Annotated in this window: 19 protein-coding genes and 1 pseudogene; 14 read left to right on the top strand and 6 right to left on the bottom strand. The window is 68.0% G+C overall.

Annotated features, from left to right (window positions below):
* Positions 1–5 precede the first annotated feature (5 nt).
* Positions 6–107 (top strand): annotated as a pseudogene (locus CJ179_RS52565) (repressor LexA); the annotation flags it as partial.
* A gap of 38 nt (positions 108–145) precedes the next feature.
* On the opposite strand, the gene CJ179_RS02205 reads toward CJ179_RS52565, so the two are convergent.
* Positions 146–1,042, bottom strand: coding sequence for a Ku protein (locus tag CJ179_RS02205; RefSeq protein ID WP_072942067.1), 897 nt, complete (start codon positions 1,040–1,042; stop codon positions 146–148).
* A 31-nt stretch (positions 1,043–1,073) separates the two neighbouring features.
* Positions 1,074–2,222: a lycopene cyclase family protein gene (locus tag CJ179_RS02200; protein ID WP_095860607.1), complete on the bottom strand. Its 1,149-nt coding sequence runs from the start codon at positions 2,220–2,222 to the stop codon at positions 1,074–1,076.
* Between the two features lie 337 nt (positions 2,223–2,559).
* On the opposite strand from CJ179_RS02200, the gene CJ179_RS02195 reads away from it, so the two are divergent.
* Positions 2,560–4,191: an ABC-F family ATP-binding cassette domain-containing protein gene (locus CJ179_RS02195; RefSeq protein WP_072942064.1), complete on the top strand. Its 1,632-nt coding sequence runs from the start codon at positions 2,560–2,562 to the stop codon at positions 4,189–4,191.
* A 72-nt stretch (positions 4,192–4,263) separates the two neighbouring features.
* Positions 4,264–4,479: a helix-turn-helix domain-containing protein gene (locus CJ179_RS02190; RefSeq protein ID WP_179377512.1), complete on the top strand. Its 216-nt coding sequence runs from the start codon at positions 4,264–4,266 to the stop codon at positions 4,477–4,479.
* A gap of 25 nt (positions 4,480–4,504) precedes the next feature.
* Here the strand turns inward: CJ179_RS02190 and CJ179_RS02185 are convergent, their stop codons facing one another.
* A complete protein-coding gene (locus CJ179_RS02185; RefSeq protein ID WP_095860605.1) occupies positions 4,505–5,071 on the bottom strand; it encodes a TetR/AcrR family transcriptional regulator in 567 nt (188 codons plus the stop codon).
* Positions 5,072–5,247: 176 nt separating this feature from the next.
* Complete coding sequence (acnA, locus tag CJ179_RS02180) at positions 5,248–8,049, bottom strand: aconitate hydratase AcnA (RefSeq protein ID WP_095860604.1); 2,802 nt, start codon at positions 8,047–8,049, stop codon at positions 5,248–5,250.
* Positions 8,050–8,356: 307 nt separating this feature from the next.
* On the opposite strand from acnA, the gene CJ179_RS02175 reads away from it, so the two are divergent.
* The 8 genes from CJ179_RS02175 (at position 8,357) to CJ179_RS02140 (ending at position 17,004) form a co-directional block, all read left to right on the top strand.
* On the top strand, positions 8,357–8,965 hold the full coding sequence (locus CJ179_RS02175) for a DUF6676 family protein (RefSeq protein WP_095860603.1): 609 nt from the start codon (positions 8,357–8,359) through the stop codon (positions 8,963–8,965).
* A gap of 379 nt (positions 8,966–9,344) precedes the next feature.
* Positions 9,345–10,838 (top strand): NlpC/P60 family protein, encoded by a 1,494-nt coding sequence (locus CJ179_RS02170; protein ID WP_179377511.1) that lies wholly within the window; start codon positions 9,345–9,347, stop codon positions 10,836–10,838.
* 204 nt (positions 10,839–11,042) lie between these two features.
* Positions 11,043–12,218: a MoxR family ATPase gene (locus CJ179_RS02165; protein WP_095861037.1), complete on the top strand. Its 1,176-nt coding sequence runs from the start codon at positions 11,043–11,045 to the stop codon at positions 12,216–12,218.
* Positions 12,215–13,189, top strand: a complete 975-nt coding sequence (locus CJ179_RS02160) for a DUF58 domain-containing protein (RefSeq protein ID WP_095860601.1) — start codon at positions 12,215–12,217, stop codon at positions 13,187–13,189. Before CJ179_RS02165 ends, CJ179_RS02160 begins: the two co-directional genes overlap by 4 nt.
* On the top strand, positions 13,186–14,166 hold the full coding sequence (locus CJ179_RS02155; RefSeq protein ID WP_095860600.1) for a VWA domain-containing protein: 981 nt from the start codon (positions 13,186–13,188) through the stop codon (positions 14,164–14,166). Before CJ179_RS02160 ends, CJ179_RS02155 begins: the two co-directional genes overlap by 4 nt.
* Before the next feature lie 93 nt (positions 14,167–14,259).
* On the top strand, positions 14,260–15,009 hold the full coding sequence (fabG1, locus tag CJ179_RS02150; RefSeq protein ID WP_072942052.1) for a 3-oxoacyl-ACP reductase FabG1: 750 nt from the start codon (positions 14,260–14,262) through the stop codon (positions 15,007–15,009).
* A 46-nt stretch (positions 15,010–15,055) separates the two neighbouring features.
* Complete coding sequence (gene inhA, locus CJ179_RS02145; protein ID WP_005241845.1) at positions 15,056–15,853, top strand: NADH-dependent enoyl-ACP reductase InhA; 798 nt, start codon at positions 15,056–15,058, stop codon at positions 15,851–15,853.
* A gap of 41 nt (positions 15,854–15,894) precedes the next feature.
* Positions 15,895–17,004, top strand: a complete 1,110-nt coding sequence (locus CJ179_RS02140; RefSeq protein ID WP_095860599.1) for a ferrochelatase — start codon at positions 15,895–15,897, stop codon at positions 17,002–17,004.
* Here CJ179_RS02140 and CJ179_RS02135 read toward each other — a convergent pair.
* Positions 16,970–17,779, bottom strand: coding sequence for a hypothetical protein (locus CJ179_RS02135; protein WP_095860598.1), 810 nt, complete (start codon positions 17,777–17,779; stop codon positions 16,970–16,972). The two genes, CJ179_RS02140 and CJ179_RS02135, sit on opposite strands and share 35 nt — an antisense overlap.
* 67 nt (positions 17,780–17,846) lie before the next feature.
* On the opposite strand from CJ179_RS02135, the gene CJ179_RS02130 reads away from it, so the two are divergent.
* The 3 genes from CJ179_RS02130 to CJ179_RS02120 are packed head-to-tail and all read left to right on the top strand — an operon-like array spanning position 17,847 to position 20,326.
* Positions 17,847–18,686, top strand: a complete 840-nt coding sequence (locus CJ179_RS02130) for a DUF3097 domain-containing protein (RefSeq protein WP_072942048.1) — start codon at positions 17,847–17,849, stop codon at positions 18,684–18,686.
* 8 nt (positions 18,687–18,694) lie between these two features.
* Positions 18,695–19,126, top strand: a complete 432-nt coding sequence (locus tag CJ179_RS02125; RefSeq protein WP_072942046.1) for an NfeD family protein — start codon at positions 18,695–18,697, stop codon at positions 19,124–19,126.
* Complete coding sequence (locus CJ179_RS02120; RefSeq protein ID WP_072942045.1) at positions 19,127–20,326, top strand: SPFH domain-containing protein; 1,200 nt, start codon at positions 19,127–19,129, stop codon at positions 20,324–20,326. It abuts the gene before it with no gap.
* A gap of 7 nt (positions 20,327–20,333) precedes the next feature.
* On the opposite strand, the gene CJ179_RS02115 is transcribed toward CJ179_RS02120, so the two are convergent.
* Positions 20,334–21,035, bottom strand: a complete 702-nt coding sequence (locus CJ179_RS02115) for a thioesterase II family protein (protein ID WP_095860597.1) — start codon at positions 21,033–21,035, stop codon at positions 20,334–20,336.
* Positions 21,036–21,039 lie beyond the last annotated feature (4 nt).

Genomic DNA, 21,039 nt, shown 5'->3' with positions numbered 1-21,039 from the left:
GCGGTGGCCATGTCTCCCTCGAGCCCCGTAATCCGGCCTACACCGCGATTGACGGCGACGACGCAGTCGTCCTGGGCAAGGTGGTATCGGTGATCCGCCGGATCTGAGGAGTTCCGGGTCCGTCCGGCCGCGCCCTGTCGTCGATTCAGGCGCGTTTGCGTTCCGAGGTGGACGACCTCGCTGTGGCCTTCTTCGCCGCGGTCTTGGCCGGGGCCTTCTTCGCCGGCGTCTTCTTGGCGGGTGCGGCCTTCTTCCCCGCGGCATCGACGCTGCGCTGCAGTGCGGCGACGAGATCCACCACTTCGGCGTCCTCGCCGCTCTTCTCGACCTCGGCGACGGGAATGACCTTCTTGCCGCCCGATTCGATCATCTCGTCGAGCAGTTCACGCAACTGCACCTGGTAGTCGTCGGTGAATTCGGTGGGGTCGAAGTCGTCGGCCATGCTGTCGACGAGGGTCTCGGCCATCGCGAGTTCCTTCGCCTTCGGCTTGTCCACGTCGTCGAGTGAGGAGAACTCGGCCGCGCGTACCTCGTCCGGCCACAGCAGAGTCTGGATCACCAGCACTCCGTCTCGCGAGCGCATCGCGGCCAGTCGGGTGCGCTGGCGGAGCGTGAAGTGGACGAGAGCGGTGCGGTCGCTGTTCTCGAGGGCCGTGGCGAGTAGGACATAGGCCTTCGGAGAGCTGGAATCCGGTTCGAGGAAGTAACTCTTCTCGAACAGAATGGGGTCGATCTGTTCGGTCGGCACGAACTGCAGAACGGGAATCTCGTGTTTCTCGGCGGCGGGTAACTTGCCGAAATCGTCGTCGGTCAACACCACTCGGACGCCGTCATCGGAGTCGTAGGCCTTGTCGATATCGGCGTATTGGACGACGTTGCCGCATTCGGAGCACACGCGGTTGTATTTGATCCGGCCGCCGTCCTTGGCATGGACCTGGTGAAATCTGATGTCGTGATCTTCGGTTGCCGAATAGACCTTGACCGGCACGTTCACGAGTCCGAACGCTATCGAGCCCTTCCATATCGACCGCATGCGTTCCATGATGGTCTCCTTTTCGCGTTCGCGCGACAGTTCATCGAACTTCCCGGCGAAGCGTGGAACGGAGAATCACACCACGGATATCGCCGGAGGATGCGAGAAACATCCGGCCCATTGCCGACAGTGTTCCACGCGGATTCGACCGTTCGGACAGATATGCGGCCTGCAGTTGCGGCGGCAGATCGAAGAAATGCCCGAAGAATTCGGGGACGTGCTCGGGCCCCAGATCCAAAAGGACGCGCAAACCGATCGATCGCAGTGACGCGACGGCGCGAGCCTTCCACGGCCACAGTCGCGCGTTCGAGCCGTCACGAAGGTCCCGGGCCAGGGCATCTGCGTACAGAAGTGACGCGGCGACGCTGTAGCCGGTGCCGGGGTGCATCAGCCCGGCGCGGGCTCCGAAGCGCACCTGGTCCGAGCTGTGGGAACGACCGGCCTCGGGTGGTGGCTCCACGGCGAACCTCACGCGCTCGACGTCCGAATGGGACGGCACGGTGATGCCGCGCGCCCGGAGCCGGTCGTGGAGTCTGGTGGCGAGTTCGGAGATCGGGAGTGGGGGCCGGCCGACGAGGCAGGTCTCCTCGAGCAGGAACCGGTCCCGGGTGAGCGGGACCCCGTAGAGGAAGGACGGCGCGTCCGTGGATGACGTGCCGTTGTCGCGGCGCCAATCCATGAACACCGCGGCCTCGCCGCCCAGTGCGTGTGCGGCCGTGCCGGGGTCCACTACGACGCCGTACGCCGTCTGCTGGGCGAGGTCGGGGCTGTCGCCCGTACCCCGGGCATCGACGACGGCGTTAGCGTTCAGCGTCGAACCGTCGTCCAGTCGGACAGAGGTGGGGGAGATGTCCATCGCTCTACCTGCGATAACAGTTCCGCAATTGTCACCGAGTATTGATTGCAGCATAAGTGTATTCAAAACACAGTAGGTGCGATCGATGGTGTGGCGGCGCATTGTCCACGCTGCCGGGCGGTCGGTTCTCGTCGCGACGGCATCCCGCGGGAGCCAGTCGGGGAGTTCGTCTTCCCAGGCGGCGTACGTCGCGGTCCACGACCTGCGGGGGAGGGGATCGACCGATACGACTGCCGAACCGAGGGCGGTGGCCCGGTGGGCGAGGGCGCGGCCGGCGGGGCCGAGGCCGACGATCGCGACGTCCCAGATCGGCGGACGGGAAGTAGCTGTCACGCCGCCAGCCTGTCACGGCTGCCGAGTTTTCCGCCGCCATGCGACCCGATTCCATAGTCGGACCGTGACGGAACGCTGTAGTTCTAGATTGGGCAGCTCACCATCGAACCAACCGAACTCACCACCGTGCACTGGTCCAGACAGCATTTTTCACTTTCCATCCAGCAACGAAGACCGGGCCGGAGGTCGCCGGGGGATCGGATACGGCGGCGAACGTTAGCGGAATCACTGACGGGCGTGTTCCGAGTGGGCGGCGGTCGGGTAAAATTGCTGGTTCGTGTGTTCTTTGCGCAGTTTCTCTCATTCAGCGCCTGTGTCATTTTCCTAGGAGTTCTTGTTGATCACCGCTACCGACCTGGAAGTTCGAGCTGGAGTGCGGACGTTGCTGTCTGCTCCCGGGCCGGCTTTGCGGGTGCAGCCCGGCGACCGCATCGGGCTGGTCGGCCGTAACGGTGCCGGCAAGACGACCACCCTCCGCATCCTCGCGGGGGAGGGGGAGCCGTACGCGGGAGCCGTCGTACGCACCGGCGACCTCGGGTACCTCCCGCAGGACCCGAAGGAAGGCGACCTCGACGTCCTCGCGAAGGACCGGGTGTTGTCCGCGCGCGGTCTCGACTCGCTGCTGCGGGACATGGAGAAGCAGCAGATCCTGATGTCGGAGGTCGTGGACGACGCCGAACGCGACAAGGCGGTCCGCAAGTACGGCAACCTCGAAGACCGGTTCTCCGCCCTCGGCGGGTACGAAGCCGAGAGCGAGGCGGCACGCATCTGCAACAGCCTCGGACTGGCCGACCGCATCCTCGGTCAGCAACTGCACACCCTGTCCGGTGGTCAGCGCCGCCGAGTCGAACTGGCGCGCATCCTGTTCGCCGCGTCGGACGGCAGCGGCGGACGGTCGGACACGACCCTGCTGCTCGACGAGCCCACCAACCACCTCGACGCCGACTCGATCACGTGGCTGCGGGGATTCCTGCAGAACCACGAGGGTGGTCTGATCGTGATCAGCCACGACGTCGATCTGCTCAACGACGTCGTGAACCGGGTGTGGTTCCTCGACGCCGTGCGCGGCGAAGCCGACGTGTACAACATGAGCTGGAAGAAGTACCTCGACGCCCGCGCGACCGACGAGCAGCGTCGCCGGCGTGAGCGCGCGAACGCGGAGAAGAAGGCCGGAGCGCTCCGCGCGCAGGCCGCGAAGCTCGGCGCGAAGGCCACCAAGGCCGTGGCGGCGCAGAACATGGCGAAGCGCGCCGACAAGCTGATGTCGGACCTCGACGCGGAACGCGTGTCCGACAAGGTGGCCCGGATCCGGTTCCCCGAGCCGGCCGCGTGCGGCAAGACTCCGCTGATGGCGGAGAACCTGACCAAGGTCTACGGGTCGCTCGAGATCTTCACCGGAGTGGACCTCGCGATCGACCGTGGGTCACGCGTCGTCGTGCTCGGCCTCAACGGTGCGGGTAAGACGACGCTGCTGCGCATCCTCGGCGGCGTCGAGACCCCCGACGCCGGTGGACTCGTCCCCGGCCACGGACTGAAGATCGGCTACTTCGCGCAGGAACACGACACCCTCGACGACAACGCGTCGGTGTGGGAGAACATTCGCCACGCGGCGCCGGACACGGGGGAGCAGGAGCTGCGTTCGCTGCTCGGTGCGTTCATGTTCACCGGCCCGCAGCTCGAGCAGCCGGCGGGCACACTGTCCGGCGGAGAGAAGACCCGCCTCGCGCTCGCGGGGCTCGTGTCGTCGGCGGCGAACGTCCTGCTGCTCGACGAGCCGACGAACAACCTCGACCCCGTTTCCCGCGAACAGGTGCTCGACGCGCTCCGCAGTTACACCGGTGCCGTCGTGCTGGTGACCCACGACCCGGGTGCCGCCGAGGCGCTCGACCCGGAGCGGGTCATCCTCCTGCCCGACGGCACCGAGGACCACTGGTCGCAGGACTACCTGGAACTGATTCAGCTCGCCTGAGCCGGCGCGTAGATATCGCGGTCGCTCCGCTCTACCGTGGAAACCACCGTCGCTCGCCGACTGGAGGAGTTCATGGCTGACATCGGGGTCTTCGCCAAGAGCGCTCGGATCACGGGACCGTCGCGTGCCGATCTGCAGGCGGAGCTGAAACAGCGCTATCAGGCCGGGGCGAGTATTCGTTCCCTCGCCCGGGAAATGGGGCGATCGTACGGGTTCGTCCGCAACATTCTCGCGGAGTCCGAGGTGGAGCTCCGCGGACGAGGCGGAGCTCACCGTCGTAGGACCTGACCGGCGTCGGTGAGGGAGTGCCGTGTCAGTCGCGGCGTCGGACGGATTCCTCGACGAGATCGAGCACGGCCGACAGGTTGTCACCGGCGTGCCCGGAGGCGATGCGCGCGACGAGGCCGTCGAGCACGAGGTCCAGGTAGCCGATGAGGACGTCGGTCGGCACGTCGTCGCGGAGGCGGCCGGCCGACTTCTGCCGCGCGAGGCGTGCCATGGTCGCCTCGGTCAGTTCCGCCGACCGTTGCGACCAGCTTCTGCGGAAGTCGGGATCGTTCCGCAGCCGCCGGGCGATTTCGAGTCGGGTTCCCAGCCAGTCGAACTGGTCGGGCTGGGCGAGCATGTCCCGCATCACCTGGACGAGACCCTCGTGGGCGACCACGTCGGCCATCCTGGTCGCGTCCTCGTGGGCGAGCGCCAGGAACAACCCGTCCTTGTCCTTGAAGTGATGGAAGATCGCCCCGCGTGACAGTCCGGTCTCTTCCTCGAGCCGGCGGACGGTGGCGCCGTCGTAACCGTATTCTGCAAAGCATCGGCGGGCGCCGTCCAGGATCTGACTGCGTCGGGCCGCGAGATGGTCTTCACTGACCTTGGGCAAAGTGCCTCCTTCGTCGGCCTGTGCAATGTTGTCGGCCCTTCGCGAGAAAAGGTGACCTCAAGCACTGAGCGCGCACGACCAGTCATTCGGGACGGTGAGATCCGCTCGAAGTGGTCGTGCGCGCTCAGTGCCTGTTCAGGCCGGAAACACGCACAGGCGCGGAGCGCCTAGAGCGCCTAGCCCTTGATCATGTTGCGGAGCACGTACTGCAGGATGCCGCCGTTGCGGTAGTAATCCGCTTCACCAGGGGTATCGATGCGTACGACTGCGTCGAACACGACCTTCTCGCCGTTCTCGCGCGTTGCCGTGACCTTCATGGTCTTCGGGGTGACGCCCTCGTTGAGCTTCTCGACGCCTTCGATGTCGAAGGTCTCGGTGCCGTCGAGCTTCAGCGACGCAGCCGACTCGCCGGCCGGGAACTGCAGCGGAACGACGCCCATGCCGATGAGGTTGGAGCGGTGGATGCGCTCGAACGACTCGGTGATGACGGCCTTGACGCCGAGGAGGCTGGTGCCCTTGGCGGCCCAGTCACGCGACGATCCGGAGCCGTACTCCTTGCCGCCCAGGACGACCAGCGGGATGCCGGCTGCCTGGTAGTTCTGCGACGCGTCGTAGATGAAGGCCTGCGGGCCGCCGTCCTGGGTGAAGTCGCGGGTGTAGCCGCCGGAGACGTCGTCGAGGAGCTGGTTGCGCAGACGGATGTTCGCGAACGTTCCGCGGATCATCACCTCGTGGTTGCCGCGACGCGAGCCGAGCGAGTTGTAGTCCTTGCGCTCGACGCCATGGGAATCGAGGTACTGCGCGGCGGGGGTGCCGGACTTGATCGGACCTGCCGGGCTGATGTGGTCGGTGGTGACCGAGTCGCCGAGCAGGGCGAGGACGCGAGCGCCCTTGATGTCCTTGACCGGAGCCGGATCCTTCGGCATGCCGTCGAAGTACGGAGCCTTGCGGACGTAGGTCGAGTTCTCGTCCCACTCGAAGGTGTCACCCTCAGGGGTCGAGAGGTTCTGCCAGCGGCTGTCGCCCGCGAAGATCGTTGCGTAGGACTTGCGGAACATGTCCTGGCTGATCGCCGTCTTGATGGTCTCTTCGATCTCCTGCGTGGACGGCCAGATGTCCTTCAGGAACACGGGGTTGCCATCGCTGTCGTCGCCGAGCGAGTCGGTTTCGAAGTCGAAGTCCATGGTTCCCGCAAGGCCGTAGGCGATGACGAGCGGCGGGGAGGCCAGGTAGTTCATCTTGACGTCGGGGGAGATGCGTCCCTCGAAGTTGCGGTTACCCGAGAGCACCGCGGTCACCGACAGGTCGTTGTCGTTGATGGCCTTGGAGACTGCCTCGGGCAGCGGGCCGGTGTTGCCGATGCACGTGGTGCATCCGTAGCCGCCGAGGTAGTAGCCGAGCTTCTCGAGGTACGGCCAGAGGCCGGCCTTCTCGTAGTAGTCGGTGACAACCTGTGAACCGGGCGCCATGTTGGTCTTGACCCACGGCTTGGTGGCGAGGCCCTTCTCGACGGCATTACGCGCAAGCAGCGCAGCGCCGAGCATGACCGACGGGTTGGACGTGTTGGTGCAGGACGTGATGCCGGCAACGACGACGGCGCCGTGATCGAGAACGAACTCGCCTGCGTCGGACTTGACGACAACCGGCTTGCTCGGGCGGCCTACTGCGCCGTTGGCGGCGGAGAGAACGTCGACTGCTCCGTCATCGGCAAACGACAGAACTGCCGGATCGGACGCCGGGAAGGATTCCTCGACGGCCTCGTCGAGCTGAGTGTGCTCGGTCGGATAGTTCTCTTCCACGTAGTTGTGGATGTCCTTGCGGAACGCGGTCTTCGACTCCGACAACAGGATTCGGTCCTGCGGGCGCTTCGGGCCGGCGATCGAGGGAACAACGGTTCCCAGATCGAGCTCGATGTACTCGGAGAAGACGGGCTCCTTGTCGGGATCGTGCCACAGGCCCTGTTCCTTGGCGTAGGCCTCGACGAGGGCGAGCTGCTCGTCGCTGCGGCCGGTGAGGCGCAGGTAGTCGATCGTCTCGCTGTCGATCGGGAAGATCGCTGCGGTGGAACCGAATTCGGGGCTCATGTTGCCCAGGGTTGCGCGGTTCGCGAGCGGAACCTCGGCAACACCCTTGCCGTAGAACTCGACGAACTTACCGACCACGCCGTGCTTGCGGAGCATCTCGGTGGCGGTGAGCACGACGTCGGTCGCGGTGACGCCGGGCTTGATCTCACCGGAGAGCTTGAAGCCGACAACGCGGGGGATGAGCATGGAGACCGGCTGGCCGAGCATGGCCGCCTCGGCCTCGATGCCGCCGACGCCCCAGCCCAGCACGCCCAGGCCGTTGACCATGGTGGTGTGCGAGTCGGTGCCGACACAGGTGTCGGGGTATGCCTGGCCGTTACGGGCCATGACGGTCGGTGCCAGGTATTCGATGTTGACCTGGTGAACGATGCCCATTCCCGGGGGGACGACCTTGAAGTCGTCGAATGCGCCCTGGCCCCAGCGGAGGAACTGGTAACGCTCGCCGTTGCGCTCGTATTCGAGGTCGACGTTGCGCTCGAGTGCATCGGCCTGGCCGAAGATGTCGAGAATGACCGAGTGGTCGATGACCATGTCGGCGGGGGAGAGCGGGTTGACCTTGTTGGGGTCGCCGCCGAGGGTGGTGACAGCCTCACGCATGGTGGCGAGGTCGACGACGCAGGGAACGCCGGTGAAGTCCTGCATGATCACGCGAGCCGGCGTGAACTGGATTTCGATGCTCGGCTGAGCCGAGGGATCCCAGCCTGCAATTGCGCGGATGTGATCCGCGGTGATGTTGGCTCCGTCTTCGGTGCGGAGAAGGTTCTCGGCGAGAACCTTCAAGGAGTAAGGCAATTTCTCGGTGCCGGGGACGGCCGCGAGTCGGAAGATCTCATAGGAGTTCTCACCGACCTCGAGGGTTCCCTTTGCTCCGAATGAATCAATACTGGTGCTCACGTCAGCTCCACTCGTCTATGTGAGGGTCGCCACCGACGGGGCTGTGTCGACGGCTGCAGGCACTGCGGGCACGACTGATCCGTGTGCGCTGTCGAGCTAGCGATGTACGAAATCGGCCCCTACCGCGGTACCTCCGGTAGTCTAACAGTACGCTTGTCCTGTGAGGATTCGGGGCGGAAACGGGCCCGTACTCCCGGCGATTCTCCACTACCGCGGCGGGGATGCGGCCGGACGGAACGGAACTTCGGGGACTCCTCACGTAGTGTTCACGCGAGGCTTACGTTCCTACAGCACACCCGGATGAGAGATGCCTGCCCCTATCGCCACCGCACTTCCTGCCCGTGTCACGGTTCCCGTCCATTCGGCCCTCCCGTTGTCGACGGACCTTCCGGAAGAGATCGACGTCTCCGACGTGGTCGCGGACGTGTCCGACGACGGGGTGTCGGCACCGTCCGACGAGACCGGTGAGCTCGCCGCCGTCGTCGACCGCGCGGCCGAGCACGGCATCAAGCTGAGCATCGTGGTGCTGGACGAGGATCCAGGCCGCGACTCGCAGCTACGCGACCTCGCGACCGAGGTCGGCGCAGAGGAGGGCGGCACCGTTCTGGTGCTGAGCCCCAGCTGGGTCGGCACGTACAGCGATTCGATCAGCCGGGTGCTGCTCGAGTCGGGTCAGGACCGCACGTACACCGGCGACGCGGTGGTCTCCGCGAATCACTTCGTCGACGAGGTGATCGAGCCGGGACCGCCGTGGGCCCTGTTCACCGCCGTCATCGTGGCGATCGTCGTCATCGCGTCGGCCGCGACGTTCTTCGCGAAGTCGCGCCGGGCGTCCGGCTCGAAGGACGGCGACGCCGTGAAAAAGGGCGACGGTGCCGCGGGCGCCGGCACGACGTACGAGCGACAGAAGCCCTGACACCTTCCGAATTCCCGGGATAACTCGGCGGCATTTTCACGATTCGCCCGTGTGCGGCCGCTGCCTGCGTCGATGCGTGTAAATGGCGCCGACGATTCACAGTTCGACATTTCCGCTGGTCAAATTACTCATGTGTTATTTGTGACTAAAGTTTCCATAGAGTCCGGAAGTGTCGTACGGTGCATTTGGCGCTCTTGGGGAAGAAGTGTCGCAGGCTGGTGATTGACGTCCAGAGTGACGGCGTTCCGGCGTACGTCGGTGTCGCCGAAACACGGAAGGTGTGACTGCCGCAAATTCTCCCCACGACGAGCACAGCGCGGCCTGCGCGATCGGTGCAGAACCGAGGGAGAGAGTTGTGAAGCGACAAGCACGAGCTGGAGTGGGGCACCGTAGCTTCTCCCGCAGGCGCGCTCGCGTCGTGCGCCTCCTGATCGGACTGGGCATCGTCGGCGCGCTGGTCGGCAGCACGCCCGGCCTGGCCGCCGCAGTGCCGCCCCCGCCGCCGAATCCGTCCGACTCCGACATCGCGCAGGCCCAGACCCAGGTATCGGCCGGCCTCGGGCAGGTCAGCGAACTGATCAACCAGGTCGCCTCCGCGGATCAGCAACTCGCCCAGCTCGACAACGAGGTCGCCATCAAGCGCGAGGACGTGAACCGGGCGCTGGTCGATCTGCAGAACGCCCGCAGCGCCGCCGATCTGGCCGCCAGTGTGGTCGGCGCCTCCCAGCAGGCGCTGCGCGACGCCGGCGCACAGATCGAACTGGCGCAGAAGGACTTCGACAAGTACGCCCGGTCGAGCTACACGCAGGGCACCAACGTCTCCGCGATCTCGACATACCTGGGCGCCCAGGGGCCCGGTGACGTCCTGGACCGCGCGCAGGTTCTGAAACTCCTCGCCACCAGCCAGAACGCGGTGCTCGAGGGCCTGCAGCGCGCCCGGACCGCGCAGGCCAACAAGGATTCCGCGGCGCGCGAGGCGAAGCAGCAGGCGGACGTGGCCGCCGACCAGGCCGCGTCGAAGAAGTCACTGGCCGAGCAGGCGATCGCGATCGCCCGGTCGGCGTTGCAGGACCAGGCGGCCAAGAAGGCGCAGATCGAGAGCAACCGGGCGGCCGCGCAGGCCCAGCTCGACGCCGCCCGAGGCAACGTCGCGGGGCTGCAGGGGCAGCGTGAGGCGTACGCGACGTGGGAGGAGCAGAAGCGCGCCGAGGACGCGCAGAAGGCTGCCATCGCCGCCGCGGCCCGGGAGGCCGCGACGCAGGCTGCCGCGCGGGTCGCCGCCAACGAGGCGGCACGTCAGCGCGCGGCGGAACTCGCCGCGGGGCAGCGGGCGCACACCACGATCGAGGACGATTCGGAGGACGAGGACTCCGCCACCGGCGGGGGAACGACCACGCCGAAATCCACCCCCAAGTCGAAACCGTCGACCAGCGGTGAGAACCTGACGGGTAGTGAGGCCATCGAAACCGTCATCGACCGCGGCCTGTCCCAGATCGGTGTGGAGTACGCGTGGGGCGGCGGCGACGAGAACGGCCCCACCCTCGGTATTCGCGACGGCGGTGTCGCCGACAGTTACGGCGACTTCAACAAGGTCGGTTTCGACTGCTCCGGTCTGATGATCTACGCGTTCGCCGGGATCGGCATCTCCCTGCCGCACTACACCGGGTACCAGTACACCGCGGGCGAGCAGGTTCCCTCGGAGGAGATGCAGCGCGGCGACATGATCTTCTGGGGCCCGAACGCCAGCCAGCACGTCGCCCTGTATCTCGGGGACGACCAGATGCTCGAGGCGCCCGAGTCGGGGGACGTCGTCAAGATCTCCCCGGTGCGATGGGACGGCATGACCCCTTACGCTGTCCGTATGGTGTCGTGATCCATGATGTCGATGAAGTAGTCCGCGGTGCGGATCGTGCTTGGTTGCGGCGGGGGTTGCTTGCACCTGGAATAGTTGAGCAAGTACGTGAACGGGCGGAACGATCTAGGTGAAAGCGGTGGATTCTTGGTGACCTCACGTGATGATGCGGTATCGGAGGGTGCAGCCCGGAAGGAGTCGCCCGCGAAGGCCGCTCCCGAAGGTGTGAAGAACGGGGGTGCGTCCAACGGATCGGGTCCCCAGAACGCCACCGCGCCGACGGCACCCTCACAGGATGCGGGCACGCAGGCCGCGCTGACGAAGTCGGTCGCGCCCAATCTCGCCGCCGACGTTCAGACGCTGGAACGCGCGATCTACGAGGTCAAACGCGTGATCGTCGGGCAGGACCGGCTGGTGGAGCGGATCCTGGTCGGTCTGCTCGCGAAGGGGCACGTACTGCTCGAGGGTGTGCCGGGTGTGGCGAAGACCCTGGCCGTCGAGACGTTCGCGAAGGTGGTCGGCGGGTCGTTCTCGCGCGTCCAGTTCACCCCGGACCTGGTGCCCACCGACCTGATCGGTACGCGCATCTACCGGCAGGGGCGGGAGGAGTTCGACACCGAACTCGGCCCGGTCGTCGCGAACTTCGTGCTCGCCGACGAGATCAACCGCGCACCGGCGAAGGTGCAGTCGGCGCTGCTCGAGGTGATGGCCGAGCGGCACGTCTCGATCGGCGGCAAGCGGTACCATATGCCCGACCCGTTCCTGGTGATGGCGACGCAGAACCCGATCGAGAACGAGGGTGTGTACCCGCTGCCGGAGGCGCAGCGCGACCGCTTCCTGTTCAAGATCCTCGTCGACTATCCGACGGTGGAGGAGGAGCGCGAGATCGTCTACCGGATGGGTGTCGATGCGCCGGAACCGCACCAGGTTCTCGATCCCGAGGAACTCGTCCGCCTGCAGAAGGTCGCGAGCGGTGTGTTCGTGCACCATGCGCTCGTCGACTACGTGGTCCGGGTCATCGCGGCCACCCGCACGCCGGCGGAGTTCGGTCTCCCCGACGTCGACGGCTGGATCGCGTACGGCGCGTCACCGCGTGCGACGCTGGGCATCATCTCCTCGGCGCGGGCGCTGGCGTTGCTGCGCGGGCGTGACTACGTGGTGCCGCAGGACGTGCTCGAGGTGATCCCGGACGTTCTGCGTCACCGTCTCGTGCTGTCCTACGACGCTCTCGCCGACGAGGTGAGCCCGGACGACGTGATCTCCCGTGTGCTGCAGACGGTGGGTCTGCCGCAGATCGCCGCACAGCCGACGACGGTCCCGGCCGCTCCCGCCGGTCACAACGGACCGCCTGTCCCGTCCACGTCGGTGCCCGGACCGACGGCGATGAGCCAGCCACGGTGAGTGCGCGTACCGCCGGTGCGCAGAGTTCCGGCCCGCCGCCGTCGTTTCGCTCCGGCGAACTCCGTGATCCCAAACTGTCCGCTGCGCTGCGGACGCTGGAACTGACCGTCCGCCGACGCCTCGACGGTGTGCTGCACGGCGACCACCTGGGCCTGATCCCGGGTCCGGGCTCGGAGCCGGGTGATGCGCGCGAGTACCAGCCGGGTGACGACGTCCGTCAGATGGACTGGTCGGTGACCGCCCGGACGACGCACCCGCACGTCCGGCAGTCGGTCGCGGACCGGGAGTTGGAGACGTGGCTCGTCGTCGACTTGTCGTCGAGCCTGGACTTCGGTACCGCCGGGTGCGAGAAGCGGGATCTGGTGGTGGCTGCGGCCGCCGCCGTCACGCATCTGACCAGCGGCGGCGGCAACCGGATCGGGGCGATCGTCTCCACCGGCGCCCAGACCACCCGGATCCCGGCCCGCGGCGGCCGGATCCACGCGCAGGCGATGTTGCGTCAGATCGCGACCACCCCGCACGCCCCGGACGGGGTGCGGGGCGACCTGCAGGGGGCGGTGGAGTCGCTGCGCCGGCCGCAGCGCCGCCGCGGTCTTGCCGTCGTCATCAGTGACTTCCTGGGACCGATCGACTGGGAGCGGTCGCTGCGGGCCATCTCAGGGCGCCACGACGTACTCGGTGTCGAGGTGCTCGACCCGCGAGATCTGGAATTACCCGACCTGGGGGATGTAGTGCTGCACGATCCGGAGTCCGGACGGACCCGCGAGTTCACGACCACACCGCAACTGCGCGCCGACTTCGCGCGCGCCGCGGACGAGCACCGCCTGCAGGTGGAGCAGTCGTTGCGGGGGTGCGGTGCCCCGCTGCTCAGCCTGCGGACCGACCGGGACTGGATCTCGGACGTGGTGCGGTTCGTGTCCGCCCGGAAACACAGTTACGGGACCGCGACGAACCAGAGGTCCCGCCGGTGAGTCTTTCGCAGTTCACCTCACCGTGGTGGTTGCTGTTCCTCCTGGTGGTCGTGGCGTTGGTCGCGGGATACGTGTGGGTACAGCGGCAGCGGCAGAAGCACACCCTGCGGTTCACCAACTACGCGTTGCTCGAGAAGGTCGCGCCGTCGCGGCCGGGCCGGGCCCGGCACATCCCGGCGCTGCTGATGGTGCTGGCGCTGGTGTTCTTCAGTGTGGCGCTGGCCGGCCCGACGGAGGACAAGCGGGTTCCGCGGAACCGGGCCACCGTGATCCTCGTCATCGACGTGTCGTTGTCGATGAAGGCGACCGACGTGGAACCGACCCGTCTGGCCGCCGCGCAGGACGCCGCGAAGTCGTTCGCCGACGGGCTCACCCCCGGCATCAACCTCGGTCTCGTCGCGTTCGCAGGCACCGCGTCGGTGCTGGTATCGCCGACCACCAACCGGGAGGCCACCAAGGTCGCGATCGACAATCTGCAGCTGAGCGAGCGGACCGCCACCGGTGAGGCGATCTTCACATCGCTGCAGTCGATCGACACGCTGGCCGCGGTGCTCGGCGGCAGTGATCAGGCGCCGCCCGCCCGCATCGTGCTGCTCTCGGACGGCAAGCAGACGGTCCCCGAGAATCCGGACGATCCGCGCGGCGGGTTCACCGCGGCCCGGCAGGCGAAGGACAAGGACGTTCCCATCTCGACGATCTCGTTCGGCACCAGCTACGGCAAGGTCGAGATCGAGGACGAACGCATCCCGGTGCCCGTCGACGACCCGTCGCTGCGGGAGATCGCGAATCTCTCCGGCGGCAGCTTCTTCACGGCGTCGAGCCTGGAGGAACTGCGCGACGTCTACGACACCCTCGAGGAGCAGATCGGGTTCGAGACCACCCGCGGCGACGCCAGCCGCCCGTGGCTCGTGCTGGGTGTCCTCTCCGCCACGGCGGGGCTGATCCTCGCGCTGGTCCTGCGTCAACGGCTGCCGTGATCTGCGTTCCGCCGGCGTTCTCGGCATCAGAGCCCTGCTGACCGCGGCCCCGCGCTTCCACTCCTGCACATCTGAACAGATAGGTTTATCCGCATGTCTACCCCAGAAACTACTGACGCGTCGGTGAGGACGGTGTCCACTCCCCGGTCGGTGCTCGTCACCGGCGGCAACCGCGGGATCGGCCTCGCTGTCGCGCAGCGCCTCGCGGCGGACGGGCACAAGGTCGCGGTCACGCATCGCGGTTCGGGTGCGCCCGAGGGTCTGTTCGGCGTCCAGTGCGACGTCACGGACACCGAGTCGATCGACCGTGCCTTCAAGGAAGTGGAGGCGCACCAGGGTCCGGTCGAGGTCCTCGTCGCGAACGCCGGCATCACCGACGACACGCTGATCATGCGGATGACCGAGGAACAGTTCACCTCCGTCGTCGACGCCAACCTGACCGGCGCGTTCCGCGTCGCGAAGCGCGCCACCCGGTCGATGCTGCGGTCACGGTTCGGCCGGTTCGTGTTCCTCGGGTCGGTCGTCGGGCTCGCCGGCGGTCCCGGCCAGGTCAACTACGCGGCGTCGAAGGCCGGTGTGGTCGGCATCGCGCGGTCGCTGACCCGCGAACTCGGGTCCCGGTCGATCACCGCGAACGTGGTGGCCCCGGGATTCATCGACACCGACATGACCGCGGTCCTCGACGACAAGTACAAGGACATGATCACCGGCGCCGTCCCGCTGCAGCGGCAGGGCAAGCCCGAGGAGGTCGCCGCGGTGGTGAGCTTCCTGGCCTCCGACGATTCCGCGTACGTCTCCGGCGCGGTGATCCCCGTCGACGGCGGCCTCGGCATGGGCCACTAGAACTCCCACACCACTTCCCGGACTTTTCTTCACAGGAGGACACCTCATGGGCGGATTGCTCGAAGGTAAGACCATTCTCGTCACCGGCATCATCACGGACGCGTCCATCGCGTTCCACGTCGCCAAGGTCGCCCAGGAACAGGGCGCCAAGGTGATCATCACCGGATTCGACCGTCTCCGGCTGATCGACCGCATCGCGCAGCGGCTGCCGCAGCCGGTGCCGCCGGCGCTCGAACTCGACGTGCAGAACCCCGAGCACCTCGCGAGCCTCGCCGACCGGATCCGGGAGATCGCGCCGGAGGGTGTCGACGGCGTCGTGCACTCCATCGCGTTCGCGCCGCGGTCCTGCCTGGGCAGCCCGTTCTTCGACGCACCGTGGTCCGACGTCGGGGTGGCGTTCGAGGTGTCGGCGTACTCGTACGCGTCCCTGTCGAAGGCGCTGCTGCCGGTGCTGAACGACAACGCGTCGATCGTCGGCATGGACTTCGACCCGGCGCGGGCGGTGCCGTTCTACAACTGGATGGGCGTCGCCAAGGCCACCCTCGAGTCGGTGAACCGGTATGTCGCCAAGGAGGTCGGCGAACGCGGTATCCGCTCCAACCTCGTCGCGGCGGGCCCGATCAAGACCCTCGCCGCCAAGGCCATCGCCGGCACCGCCACCGACGACGCCAAGCAGATGAACGAGCTGAACACGGCGTGGGACGAGCGCGCGCCCATCGGCTGGAACGTCGACGACCCGGAGCCGGTCGCGAAGACCGTGTGCACCGTGCTGTCCGACTGGCTGCCCGGCACCACCGCGTCGATCATCTACGTCGACGGTGGCGCCCACGCGATGGCCGGCTAGGGCACTACCCGGGGAGTGCGCCCCGAACGGCAGCACGGAAGATGGGGATCATGATCGCTGTGAATTCGACGGACGGTTCCGGTTCCCGGTTCGACGCCCTTCTTCTGTTGTCGTTCGGGGGTCCGGAGAAGCCCGAGGACGTGCGCCCGTTCCTGGAGAACGTCACCCGGGGCCGGGGGGTGCCGCCCGAACGTCTGGACGCGGTCGCCGAGCACTACCTGCATTTCGGGGGTGTGTCGCCGATCAACGCCCTCAACCGCGACATCATCTCCCGCGTCGAATCCGAATTGGCAAGCGCCGGAATCGATCTGCCCGTCTATTTCGGTAACCGGAACTGGCATCCGATGGTCGAGGACACGGTCGCCCGGATGGGTGCGGACGGTGTCCGCTCGGCCCTCGTGTTCCCGACGTCGGCGTGGGGCGGGTACTCGGGGTGCCGGCAATACCACGAGGACGTCTCCCGGGCGCGGGCCGTGGCCGGCGACGGGGCGCCGCACCTGCTGAAGCTGCGGCAGTACTACGACCACCCGCTGCTGATCGGGGCGTTCGCCGACGCCGTCCGGGCGGCCGCCGCGCAGCTCCCCGCCGAGCACCGGGCAGACGCGCGACTCGTGTTCACCGCCCACTCCGTGCCGGTCTCCGCGGACGTCAACGCCGGACCGCCCGCGGAGGGCGGCCGCCTCTACAGCCGGCAGGTGGCCGAGGCCGCGAGGCTCACCGCCCGCGCCGCCGGCTTCGACGACTTCGATCTGGTGTGGCAGTCCCGGTCCGGGCCACCCCAGGTGCCGTGGCTCGAACCGGACATCTGCGACCACCTCGACACCCTCGCCGACGACGGCGTGCGCGCGGTGATCGCGTGCCCGGTCGGATTCGTCTCCGACCACCTCGAGGTGGTGTGGGACCTGGACACCGAGGCGCGGGACAAGGCCGCCGAACTCGGCATCGACTTCGTGCGCGCGGCCACACCCGGGACGGACCGGCGGTTCGCGGAACTCGTGGTCGCACTCGTCACCGAGCAGCTAACCGGCGCGTCCGCCGCGCGGCTCGGATCCGAGCCGCTGCTCGGGTCCACCCTGGACGGCGAATCCTGCGCGGTCGACTGCTGCAAGGCCGTCGTCAGGCCGTCAGGCCGTCCCGCGCACACGCATTGACGGCGGCGGTGCGCGCCGAGCGCACCGCCGAACGCAGCGGCCGCAGCAGGTCCTCGAGGGTGGCCGCGCCCGACGCGGACACGGTGCGGGCGGGGGCCATCTGCTCGGCGACGGTGAGGATCGCGGCCACCTGATCGGCCGAGTCCAGGATCCGCAGCGCCCGCGGCGCGATCGTCGTCGGGTACCGGTGCAGCGCGGACTTCGCCAGCGCATCGGCGATCAGGGCGCGCGGATCTGCGCCGAAACCGGAGTCGAGCATGTTTAGGGCCTCGAGCGCGGCCGCGGCGTCGCGCACCGCCTCCCGCATCGTGAACTCGGCCTCACCCAGACCGGTGTGGTGGGCGTCGAGGGGGAGCCGCTCGATCGTCGACACCGTCCACCGCAGCACGTCGGGACCCTCGACGTGCGGGACGAGCCCCGTCCCGGACCGGCCGGGCGGCCCGACGAGGACACCTTCGCCGGTGCCGATCGCGGCGGACGCGAACTCGGTGCCCGCGGGCAACCCGCGCACGTCCCCCGGCCCGGGCAGGACCAGCCGGATCTCGGTCTCGGGTTGCGACACGGAACGGCGCATCGTCTGCAGCAACGCCGTCACCCCGGCGTCCTGCGGGTCGGGCCACGGCAGTCCGGTGCGCCGGGCCGTGTCCTGATCCTCCGCGCAGGCGAGATGCATCGGCGCCCACGCGTGGAGGGCGTCGATGACGTCGTCGGGTGCACTGTTCCCGGCGAGCCAGGAACTGGCCCACACGGTGAGAGTGGCGCTGGGTGAAGTCACGATAAACGAGCATATGTCGGCGTGGCGGCGTGTGTGTAACGGCGCCGCTGGCATAGCGTCAGCGCCCGTGAGCGGAGGCGACAGATACGGCGACATCTTTTCCGGACACCCACGCGCGAGGAAGCCGGTGACGCCGACGGTCCCGGCCGAACGGGACCTCGTGGTCGAGGACGCGGGCACCGGGTTCTGCGGGGCGGTGGTGGGGTTCGAACGCACCTACGACGGCGATTTCGTCCGGCTCGAGGACGGGGCGCGGCGCACCCGGTTGTTCGCGATGCGGGAGGCGGCGTTCCTGATCGACGGGAAACCGGTCACCCTGGTGCGCCCCGCGGCCAAGCCCGCCGGTCCGCCGGCCACCCGGTCGGCATCGGGGTCGACGAAGGTCGAGGGGCTGCGGGCCCGGACCGCGCTGGCCAGCCGGATCTGGGTGGAGGGCGTCCACGACGCCGCCCTGGTGGAACGTGTGTGGGGGCACGACCTGCGCGTCGAGGGGGTCGTCGTCGAGCACCTGGAGGGCCTCGACAACCTCGGGGAGCGGCTCGCGGAGTTCCGCCCCGGACCGGGACGGCGCGTCGGCGTGCTCGTCGACCACCTCGTCACCGGGTCCAAGGAAACCCAGCTCACGCAGGGGCTCGGTCCGAACGTGCTCGTCACCGGGCACCCGTTCATCGACGTGTGGGAGGCGGTCCGGCCGTCGGCGGTGGGTATCGCGGCCTGGCCGAAGATTCCGCGCGGTGAGGACTGGAAGACCGGGGTGTGCCGCGAGTTGGGCTGGGGGACACCGCGCGACGGGTGGCGCCGGGTGTACTCGGCCGTCGACACGTTCCGCGACCTGGAGGCGCCGCTGATCGGGGCGGTCGAACAGCTGGTCGACTTCGTCACCGTCGGTTCCGGAGATTCTGGTTAGATGGTGTTGTGGCTGCATTGATTTGGCTGGTAGCGGGGGTGCTGCTCGCCGCCGCCGAAGCGTTGACGGGGGACTTCTTCCTCCTCATGCTGGCGGGCGGTGCGCTGGCCACGGCCGGGGTCACCGCGATCACCGACTTCCCGGTCTGGGTCGACGCGGTGATCTTCGGAATACTGTCCCTCGCGCTGATCCTCGGGGTGCGCCCGGTGTTGTTGCGCAAGTTCGAGACACCGCCGCCGACCCCGACGGGGATCGAGGCGCTCACCGGCAAGCAGGCCCTGGTGCTCGAGGAAGTCGCCGAGCACGCCGGGCAGATCAAACTCGGCGGGGACGTGTGGACGGCCCGCCCGCTCGACAGCACGGAAGTGTATCCACCGGGAACGACCGTGACGGTAATGCAAATTGACGGCGCGACCGCCGTCGTATGGAGGGGACCGTAGATGGCAGCACTCATCGTGTTGATCGTGCTCGTGTTGTTCGTTGCGCTGGTGGTGGCCAAATCGGTGGCGCTGGTGCCGCAGGCCGAGGCCGCGGTGATCGAGCGACTCGGCCGGTACTCGCGGACCGTGTCGGGTCAGCTGACGTTCCTGATCCCGTTCGCGGACCGCATCCGGGCCAAGGTGGATCTGCGCGAACGGGTGGTGTCGTTCCCGCCGCAGCCGGTGATCACCCAGGACAACCTGACGTTGAACATCGATACCGTGGTGTACTTCCAGGTCACCAACCCGCAGGCCGCGGTGTACGAGATCAGCAACTACATCGTCGGTGTCGAGCAGTTGACCACCACCACGCTGCGCAACGTCGTCGGCGGCATGACGCTGGAGGAGACGCTCACCTCGCGTGACTCCATCAACGGGCAGCTGCGCGGGGTGCTGGACGAGGCCACCGGCCGCTGGGGTCTGCGCGTCGCCCGGGTCGAACTCAAGAGCATCGATCCGCCGCCGTCGATCCAGGAGTCGATGGAGAAGCAGATGAAGGCGGACCGCGAGAAGCGGGCCACCATCCTCACCGCCGAGGGGCACCGGGAGTCGGCGATCAAGACGGCGGAGGGCGACAAGCAGTCCCGCATCCTCGCCGCGGAGGGCGCGAAGCAGGCGTCGATCCTCACCGCGGAGGGTGAGCGGCAGTCCCGGATCCTGCGAGCGCAGGGCGATCGGGCCGCCAAGTACCTGCAGGCGCAGGGTCAGGCGAAGGCGATCGAAAAGGTGTTCGCCGCAATCAAGTCCGGCAAACCCACCCCCGAACTCCTCGCGTACCAGTACCTGCAGACATTGCCGCAGATGGCGCAGGGCGACGCGAACAAGGTGTGGCTGGTGCCCAGCGACTTCGGTGACGCCCTCAAGGGTTTCGCGAAGACCCTCGGCGCGCAGGGGCAGGACGGGGTGTTCCGGTACGAGCCGTCCACCACGGACGAGGATCTGCCCAAGCCCGAGGACGATTCGGAAGAGGTCGCCGACTGGTTCGAGACCAAGTCCGACCCGGCCATCGCGCAAGCCGTCCGGGCCGCGGAGGTCGAGGCGCGGCAGCCCGTCGACGGTCCGGGACCGCTCACGAAGCCCGGCGGCGCCGACGAGCACGCGCCGCTGTACCCGGGGGGAGCGCCCGGGCAGTTGCCGCCGCCCGTCCCCCCGCACGGCTGACCCCCGCCTACCCGGCCGCGGCGTAGCGGCGCAGCAGCGGCCGGAGTACCCGGAAGAGCTGTTCGGGTGCGTGGTCGAGGTAGAAGTGATCGCCCGCCAGCATGCGCACCCCGGACAGCCGTGTGGTGTGCCGATCCCAGGCGTGCAGTTCCCGCTCGCCGACCAGCGGGTCGGCGTCCCCGCCGAACACGTGCGCCGGGCAGCTGAGCGGCGGGTCTGCGGGGTCGCGGAAGGCGGTGCACAGGCGCAGATCGTCGCGCAGCGCGGGAAGGTAGCGGTCCAGGAAGTCCGGCAGGTCCGGGAGGCCGGCGGGAACACCCCCGGCGGCGCGCAGCACCGCGATCAGGGCCGCGTCGTCCAGGCCGTCGACCGGCGGTAGCGGTGCGGGCAGGTGCGGCGCCGCGTACCCGGACAGCAGCAGCGCCCGCGGGAGTGGGTGACCGCTCGCGCGCCGACGGCACGCGAGCCGGTACGCCACCAGCGCACCCATGCTGTGGCCGAAGAACACGTGCGGCGCCGTGAGCTGTTCGGCGAGTTCGGAGTCGAGTGCGGCGACGAGGGAATCGACGTCGGTGAACCCGGCCCCGCCCGCGCACCGGGGCAGGTGCACGGGCCGCACCGACACGTGCGGGCCCAGGGCGCGGTGCCAGTGGCGGTACGTCGTGGGCCCGCCGCCGGCGTGCGGGAAGCAGAACAGCCGGAGGGGCACGGCG

It is taken from the genome of Rhodococcus sp. ACS1 (genome assembly GCF_002300155.1).
GTDB classification, from domain to species: Bacteria; Actinomycetota; Actinomycetes; order Mycobacteriales; family Mycobacteriaceae; genus Rhodococcus_F; species Rhodococcus_F koreensis.
Note: the sequence above shows the minus strand (reverse complement) of the source record. Positions and strands in the feature narration are given on the sequence as shown.

What these genes read in the sequence shown, in the direction of transcription:
- CJ179_RS02205 (WP_072942067.1), bottom strand. Translation starts at nt 1,042, where the DNA reads ATGGAACGCATGCGGTCGATATGGAAGGGCTCGATAGCGTTCGGACTC.
- CJ179_RS02190 (WP_179377512.1), top strand. Translation starts at nt 4,264, where the DNA reads ATGGCTGACATCGGGGTCTTCGCCAAGAGCGCTCGGATCACGGGACCG.
- CJ179_RS02175 (WP_095860603.1), top strand. Translation starts at nt 8,357, where the DNA reads ATGCCTGCCCCTATCGCCACCGCACTTCCTGCCCGTGTCACGGTTCCC.
- fabG1 (WP_072942052.1), top strand. Translation starts at nt 14,260, where the DNA reads ATGTCTACCCCAGAAACTACTGACGCGTCGGTGAGGACGGTGTCCACT.
- inhA (WP_005241845.1), top strand. Translation starts at nt 15,056, where the DNA reads ATGGGCGGATTGCTCGAAGGTAAGACCATTCTCGTCACCGGCATCATC.
- CJ179_RS02140 (WP_095860599.1), top strand. Translation starts at nt 15,895, where the DNA reads ATGGGGATCATGATCGCTGTGAATTCGACGGACGGTTCCGGTTCCCGG.
- CJ179_RS02120 (WP_072942045.1), top strand. Translation starts at nt 19,127, where the DNA reads ATGGCAGCACTCATCGTGTTGATCGTGCTCGTGTTGTTCGTTGCGCTG.